Source organism: Accumulibacter sp. (assembly GCF_031732815.1).
Classification (GTDB): Bacteria; Pseudomonadota; Gammaproteobacteria; order Burkholderiales; family Rhodocyclaceae; genus Accumulibacter.
The window spans coordinates 1-6,458 of record NZ_JAVMKF010000082.1 but is presented as its reverse complement, the minus strand read 5'-3'; the positions used below and the strand labels follow the sequence as shown (position 1 = coordinate 6,458).

Sequence of the window (6,458 nt, the reverse complement as noted above, 5' to 3'; positions counted from 1 at the left end):
TAGCGGCCGAAGCGTTCGCCACCATGCACCGATTCGAGCAGATAGCTGTACGGACGATTGGCCAGCTTGAGGTAGATCGACAGTGGAGTGTCAAGGTCGGCGAAGGTCTCGAGCGTCACCGGAATCCGGTTATAGCCTTCGGCCGCAAGGCGATTGAAGTATGCATCGTTCATGGCTGGCCTGTCACGCGTTGAGCCGCCTCGAGCAGCGACGAGACGATCCCATCGCAAGGCAGATCGTGCACGTCGCGCCCCTCGTTATAACCGTACGGGACAAGAAAGACATGGCAACCGGCGGCTCGCCCGGCGTGCCAGTCGTGCACCGAATCGCCGATCATCAGCACGGTCGCCGGCGAAACGCCGAGGCGGCCGCTCGCCCACAGCAGGGGCATGGGGTCGGGTTTCGGGCGCGGCAGCAGGTCGCCGCTGACGATGACCGCAAAGAAAGGCGTCAGCTCCATCTGCTCCAGCAAGGGCAGGGTGAACGCCTCAGCCTTGTTGGTGATGACGCCCATCGGCAAGCCAAGCGCACGGAACGCCGCGAGACCTTCACGAACGCCCGGAAACAGCGTGCTTTGCCGACCGTTCACCTGTGCGTAGTGCTGGCGAAAGCTGGCCAGCGCCTCGGCCGGCGGAGGCGAGGGGTCGTCGGCGGCTTCCCTTCCGCCGGCCAGGATGCGTTTGACCAGATTCGGAATGCCGCGCCCGACGTAGCTGCGGATGTCGTCTACCGCCAGCGGCGCCCGCCCGAGGTCGCCCAGCATCAAATTCGCAGCGGCATGCAGATCGGGCACCGTATCGAGCAAAGTTCCATCAAGATCGAGCAGGACGGCACGAATGGCTGGCGTAGCAGGGCTCATCTCGTCTCCAGTTGGGCACGCAGGGCAGCGATCACCGTGTCGTAACGATTCGGGTCATCGCCGCGCGCAGCACCGAAAATGGCCGACCCGGCGACGAAGGTGTCGGCTCCCGCACGCGCAATCTCACCGATGTTGTCGACCTTGACGCCGCCGTCGATCTGCAGGCGAATCCGGCGGCCGCTGGCGCGCGCGTAGCGCTCGATCCGCCGGCGTGCAGCACGCAGCTTGGCGAGCGTCGACGGAATGAAGGTCTGGCCGCCGAAACCCGGGTTCACGCTCATCAGCAGAACCAGGTCGAGCTTGTCCATGACATGATCCAGGTAGGCCAGCGGCGTTGCCGGATTGAAAACGAGGCCGGCCTGACATCCGTTTTCCCGAATCAGCGACAGGCTTCGGTCGATGTGCTCGGAGGCTTCCGGGTGGAAGCTGATCAGGTTGGCACCGGCGCGGGCGAATTCGGGGACGATGCGATCGACCGGTTTGACCATCAGATGCACGTCGATCGGAGCAGCGGTCAGCGGTCTGATGGCGGCACAGACGAGCGGGCCGATGGTCAGGTTGGGGACGTAATGATTGTCCATGACATCGAAATGAATCCAGTCGGCGCCGGCGGCAATGACCTGCCCGACTTCATCGCCGAGGCGGGCGAAGTCAGCGGAAAGAATGCTGGGAGCGATCACGAACACGGCAGCAAGCCCTTGGCGGCGGAGCATCCATTGTACCGCGAATTGCCCCGGCTCCGACTTCACGGCCGGACCGGCGTGCCAGTGCGGTGAGACTCAATTTTCCGGAATGCGATCTGATGAACTTGCTAGACTGACGAGCAGCCAGTTCTCGCCGCTTCCGGAGCCTGAGCGCGCGCCGGCGGCCACGACGACGGGACGGGCGGCACCAATTCCTTGGGAGAACACAGATGGAAACACGCAGAGTAGCGATTGCTTGTCAGGGGGGTGGAATTCACGGGGCGTTCACGTGCGGCGTACTCGACGCGCTGCTGCAAGCGAAAGAGGACGAAGCCACGAGCAAAGCAAACAGCGACGCCCGACGAAGCTTCGAGATCGTCGGCCTGAGCGGAACTTCGGCTGGTGCGCTGAACGCCTTCTCGGTGTGGTACGGCCTGATGGCCAAGGGCGACCGCACCGGCAGCATCGGAGAAGCGCGGCGCGTGCTCAAGCAACTCTGGGATACCTTCCAGGTGCAGAAGCTGGGCGAATACGGGATGAACTGGTTCGGCCAGCAAATCTACAAACTCGCCGAAATGGGCCTGATGCTCAAGCAGCCCTACCCGGCACAATCGCACGAGCTTCTGATGGCCTCGCTAAAGCAGTGGTCGGGTATTGAGGAAATGATTGCGCCGCATGCCGACCTTGGCGAAATCAGGCCGGAGTTCTACGATTTCATGGCGCTCCTGGAGACCTGCGCACCGGAATTCGGCGAGCTGGACCTGGCGCGAATCGCCGAGCAGAAGACAGGGCCACGCCTGCTGCTCGGCGCGGTGGAAATCATCAGCGGCGCGTTCACCGCCTTCGACTCGTGGTTCCAACCCGCCATGGAGGCTCGCTACGAACGTCGTGGGCCGATCAGCCGCGAGGCGGTGGCCGCTTCCGGCACCTTGCCCGACCTGCGCCCCGCCCAGCGCATTCCAGGCATGTTCGCCGACGATCAGCGTGAAGGTCGGTACTGGGATGGCGTCTTCTCGCAGAACCCGCCGGTCCGGCAGTTTCTCGCCGACAGCGAACGGAATCGCAAACCGCAGGAAATCTGGGTCATCCGGATCAACCCGCAGCGACGCAGCGAGGCACCCAGGACACTCGGCATGATCGAGGACAGGCGCAACGAACTATCCGGCAATCTGTCGCTCAATCAGGAGCTTTACTTCATCGAGAAGATCAATCAGTGGCTGGCGCGGCTGGCTCCGATTGCGCGCACCGACCCCGAGCATCCGGCCGTTCGTCTGTTTGACGGCTATCAACCGGTAACGGTCTACACGATTACAATGGACAGAAGCAAGGCCGAATTGGGCGTCGCCTCGAAGTTCGACCGCCAACCCGAGTTCGTCCAGGAACTGCGCGAACATGGTGCACTGCGCGCCCGTCAGTTCCTGCCGCTTTGGCTGGCCGAGTCGCCGCGCCTCATCGCGTGGCCACAAGGCGACGCCCTCGACGACTGAGCAGCAGCCGACTGGGGTCAGACGCGCTCGATGATCATCGCCCGCCCCTGCCCGACCCCGACGCTCAGCACACACAGAGCGTAACGGCCGGCGCGCCGATGCAATTCCCAGGTCGCCGTCGTCACCAAACGCGCGCCGGTCATTCCGAGAGGATGACCGAGCGCGATGGCTCCGCCATTCGGGTTGACGCAGTTGGCGTCATCGACAATCGACAGCTCGCGCAGGACGACCAGGCACTGCGCGGCAAAAGCCTCGTTCAGTTCGATCACATCCATTTGCGCGAGCGACAGCCTGCTTTTGACGAGAACCTTGCGAATCGCCGGAACCGGACTGAAACCCATCAGGCATGGATCGACGCTGGCCGTTGCCAGCGCCACGACGCGCGCCAGCGGGGTGAGACCGTGTTCGAGCGCGGCAGCCTCGCTGGCGATGAGCAGCGCGCAAGCCCCGTCGGTAACGCCGGACGAATTGGCGGCGCTGACCGTGCCGCCGAAACCGTTGACCGGCGGGCTCTTGGCGAGCGAGAAAAGCGTCGTCTCTGGCCTCGGGTGCTCATCGACATCGACGAACAGCGGTCCGCCCTTGCTTTGTGCAATGCGTACCGGGACGATTTCGTTGGCAAAGCGGCCGCTCCGGTAAGCCGCCGCCCAGCGCTGTTGCGAGCGCAAGGCAAACACGTCCTGATCTGAGCGCGAGATCCTGAAGCGGGCGGCCAGATGATCGACCGTCCGCGCCATCGAACGTGTGTTGTAGAGCTTCTTCAGCATCGGGCTGGCAAAACGCCAGCCGGCTGCCGCAGCCTGCGTCGATGTGCGTGGCGAAAAGGCGGCGGTTTGCGTCTTGGCAATCACCAACGGTGCGCGCGACATGCTCTCCACGCCGCCGGCAATGATCAAGTCGTCCTCACCCGCCTTGATCAGATGCGCCGCCAGGCCAACCGCATCCATTCCCGAAGCGCATAGCCGGTTCAGCATGCTTCCCGGCACTTCCACCGGCAGTCCGGCGAGCGAGCCGGCCATGCGCGCCACGTTGCGGTTATCCTCACCTTCACGATTGGCGCAACCGTAAATGACGTCGTCTACCGCCGCCCAATCGACATTGACATTACGTTCGATCAGCGCACGAATCGGCGTCGCAGCCAGATCGTCAGTCCGCACCGACGACAAGGTTCCGCCATAACGCCCGATCGGCGTCCGGACAGCGTCGCAGATGAATGCTTCAGTCATTGTTCCTGTACTCGCAGCAGCCCGTACGGCTTCCAGCCTCAACCCCGTGCGGGGGCCGTCACTGGGGATTCCCTTCCATCGTCCTGGCCGGCAAGTTGAACGAACCGTCGTCCCTGGCCTCCGCCACCAGTCCGGCAATCACCTCACCGGCAATTCGATAGGACTTGCCGCGGAAAAGGGCAATGACCTTGCCTTGGCAATTGCGGATCGTCACGTCGTAGACGCCGGTACGGCCGGCGAGCGAGCGCTCCTCGCACTCCGCCTCCAGTTCCTCGCCCTCGCGCGCCGGGGCGAGAAAGTCGATGTGGCACGCCGAGGCGACCGTGTTGCGATTGTAACTGTTGCAAGCATAGGCGAAAGCAGAATCGGCGAGCGTAAACAGATAGCCGCCGTGACAAATGTGGTGACCATTGACCATGTCAGGGCGAACGAGCATCGCCAGTCTGGCGTAGCCAGGTCGAACCACGAGCAGGCGCAGACCGATCAGCTTGCTCGCCGCGTCGCGCTCGAACATCGCCTGCGCGGTTTCGGCGGCGAGCTTGACAGCAGCTTGCGTCGGCGATGCGCCGCTACTTGCTCTGGGCATGGCAATTGATCCTCGATGCGGCGGCGCGGCGCATACGGCGTCGGCAACCGACCTTGTGGGTGAAAACCGTCAGCGCCATGCGCCTACTCGCCGCGAAAGCGGGCCGCCCGCTTCGCCATGAACGCGCTCACCCCCTCCTGGTAATCGTGCGAACGTCCCAGCTCCTGCATGATGTCACGCTCCACATCGAGCTGGCGCTCGAGCGAGTTGCTCATGCCAGCACGCATAGCCTCGCGGGTGCGCACGAGCGCCCGCGTCGCCGACGCCGCCAGTTGCCCGGCCAGGCGATCGACCGTGGGCAGCAGGTCAAGATCGTCGACGCAAGCCCAGATCAAACCCCAGTCCGCTGCCTGCTCGGCCGACAGGCGCTCGGCCAGCAGGGCCAAGCCCAGGGCACGCGCCATGCCGACGCGCTGCGGGAGAAACCAAGTGCCGCCGGTATCGGGAATCAGGCCGATTCGGCTGAATGCCTGCAGAAAACTGGCCGACCGTGCGGCGACGACGATGTCGCAGGCGAGCGCCAGACTGACGCCGGCGCCGGCGGCAACTCCGTGCACAGCGCACAATGTCGGCATCGGCAGCTTGTGCAGACGAAGAACGAGCGGCTTGTAGTTGCGCTCGATGACATCGCCGATCGCGGGCGGCTGATCGCCGATGGCCACGGCGGGGTCGCTCAGATCCTGGCCGGCGCAGAAAGCGCGCCCGGCACCGTCGACAACCAGAACACGCGCGCTGGCATCGACTTCGAGCAAGCTCAGCGCCCGCCGAATCTCCTCGTGCATCACCTCGTTGAAGCTGTTCAGACGATCCGGCCGGTTCAGCGTGATCCGGGCAATGCCCGCGTCGACAGCATAGTTTATGGTGGCGAAGCTCATTGGGGTCTTTTTTCTCGTCAGGACGCGCCGCTAGCGGCCGCGGAGCAGGACGCTACAAATGAAGCGTGCAGATGTCAACTGCGCCGCGCTGCCACCGTCTTCAGACAGCTCCGGAACAAAGCTTTGCGTTGACAGGCATCGCCCGGCTGACTAAGATCCTCGGCTCTTGGGGGTTGGTAGCTCAGTCGGTAGAGCAGTGGACTTTTAATCCATTGGTCGTGGGTTCGAGTCCCACCCGACCCACCAGGCGTCTGGTCCGGGAAAGGGCCTCCGCTGCGGCGCAGGACGCAAGGTCGGGGCGTTAGCTCAGTTGGTAGAGCAGCGGACTCTTAATCCGTAGGTCCAGAGTTCGAGTCTCTGACGCCCCACCAGATCGATCGACGGCAAGCACACTGCGGCGATCGCGCGCCAACGACCAGAACCAGGAAAGAGTTCCTCTGATGCTTCCCGGCGACTTGCCGTTGACGCTGCTCTGCCATCCGGCAACGCCGGCACCGGTCGTGCGGACGATCGAGACCGGCGCCGCACGCGATGCCGACGGCGCGCTCAGCTTCCACTATTGCCTGCGCGGCGACATCGTCCGCCTGCTCATCCCCACGCCCGATCCGGCGGGCCGCACCGACGGCCTTTGGGAGCACACCTGTTTCGAAGCCTTCGTCAGCCTCGCCGGGCAAACCGCCTACACCGAGTTCAACTTCTCGCCGTCGGGCCAGTGGGCCATCTACGCCTTTGCCGACTACCG

Annotated in this window: 6 protein-coding genes, 2 tRNA genes and 2 pseudogenes; 4 read left to right on the top strand and 6 right to left on the bottom strand. The window is 64.0% G+C overall.

The window, feature by feature from the left end:
* The 3 genes and pseudogenes from RKP46_RS06730 to rpe form a co-directional block, all read right to left on the bottom strand.
* A pseudogene (locus tag RKP46_RS06730) lies at nt 1-173 on the bottom strand (anthranilate synthase component I); the annotation flags it as partial.
* Nucleotides 170-859 carry a phosphoglycolate phosphatase gene (locus RKP46_RS06725; RefSeq protein ID WP_311105925.1) on the bottom strand — a complete coding sequence of 230 codons (690 nt, stop codon included), beginning with the start codon at nt 857-859 and terminating at the stop codon, nt 170-172. The pseudogene RKP46_RS06730 and the gene RKP46_RS06725, both read right to left, overlap by 4 nt.
* Entirely contained in the window at nt 856-1,545 is a 690-nt protein-coding gene (gene rpe, locus RKP46_RS06720) for a ribulose-phosphate 3-epimerase (protein WP_311105926.1), read from the bottom strand. Before rpe ends, RKP46_RS06725 begins: the two co-directional genes overlap by 4 nt.
* Nucleotides 1,546-1,772: 227 nt before the next feature.
* Here rpe and RKP46_RS06715 point away from each other — a divergent pair, with 227 nt between their 5' ends.
* Complete coding sequence (locus RKP46_RS06715; RefSeq protein ID WP_311105924.1) at nt 1,773-3,029, top strand: patatin-like phospholipase family protein; 1,257 nt, start codon at nt 1,773-1,775, stop codon at nt 3,027-3,029.
* Between the two features lie 17 nt (nt 3,030-3,046).
* Here RKP46_RS06715 and RKP46_RS06710 read toward each other — a convergent pair whose 3' ends face one another.
* The 3 genes from RKP46_RS06710 to paaG form a co-directional block, all read right to left on the bottom strand.
* Nucleotides 3,047-4,255, bottom strand: coding sequence for an acetyl-CoA C-acyltransferase (locus tag RKP46_RS06710; RefSeq protein ID WP_311105923.1), 1,209 nt, complete (start codon nt 4,253-4,255; stop codon nt 3,047-3,049).
* Between the two features lie 58 nt (nt 4,256-4,313).
* Nucleotides 4,314-4,841, bottom strand: a complete 528-nt coding sequence (gene paaI, locus RKP46_RS06705; RefSeq protein ID WP_311105922.1) for a hydroxyphenylacetyl-CoA thioesterase PaaI — start codon at nt 4,839-4,841, stop codon at nt 4,314-4,316.
* A gap of 83 nt (nt 4,842-4,924) precedes the next feature.
* On the bottom strand, nt 4,925-5,716 hold the full coding sequence (gene paaG / locus RKP46_RS06700) for a 2-(1,2-epoxy-1,2-dihydrophenyl)acetyl-CoA isomerase PaaG (RefSeq protein WP_311105921.1): 792 nt from the start codon (nt 5,714-5,716) through the stop codon (nt 4,925-4,927).
* A 170-nt stretch (nt 5,717-5,886) separates the two neighbouring features.
* Between paaG and RKP46_RS06695 the strand changes: the two genes are divergently transcribed.
* From RKP46_RS06695 to RKP46_RS06685, 3 genes and pseudogenes are all read left to right on the top strand, one after another.
* Nucleotides 5,887-5,962 (top strand) — tRNA-Lys (locus tag RKP46_RS06695).
* Between the two features lie 49 nt (nt 5,963-6,011).
* A tRNA-Lys gene (locus RKP46_RS06690) sits at nt 6,012-6,087 on the top strand.
* Nucleotides 6,088-6,156: 69 nt separating this feature from the next.
* A pseudogene (locus tag RKP46_RS06685) lies at nt 6,157-6,458 on the top strand (hypothetical protein); the annotation flags it as partial.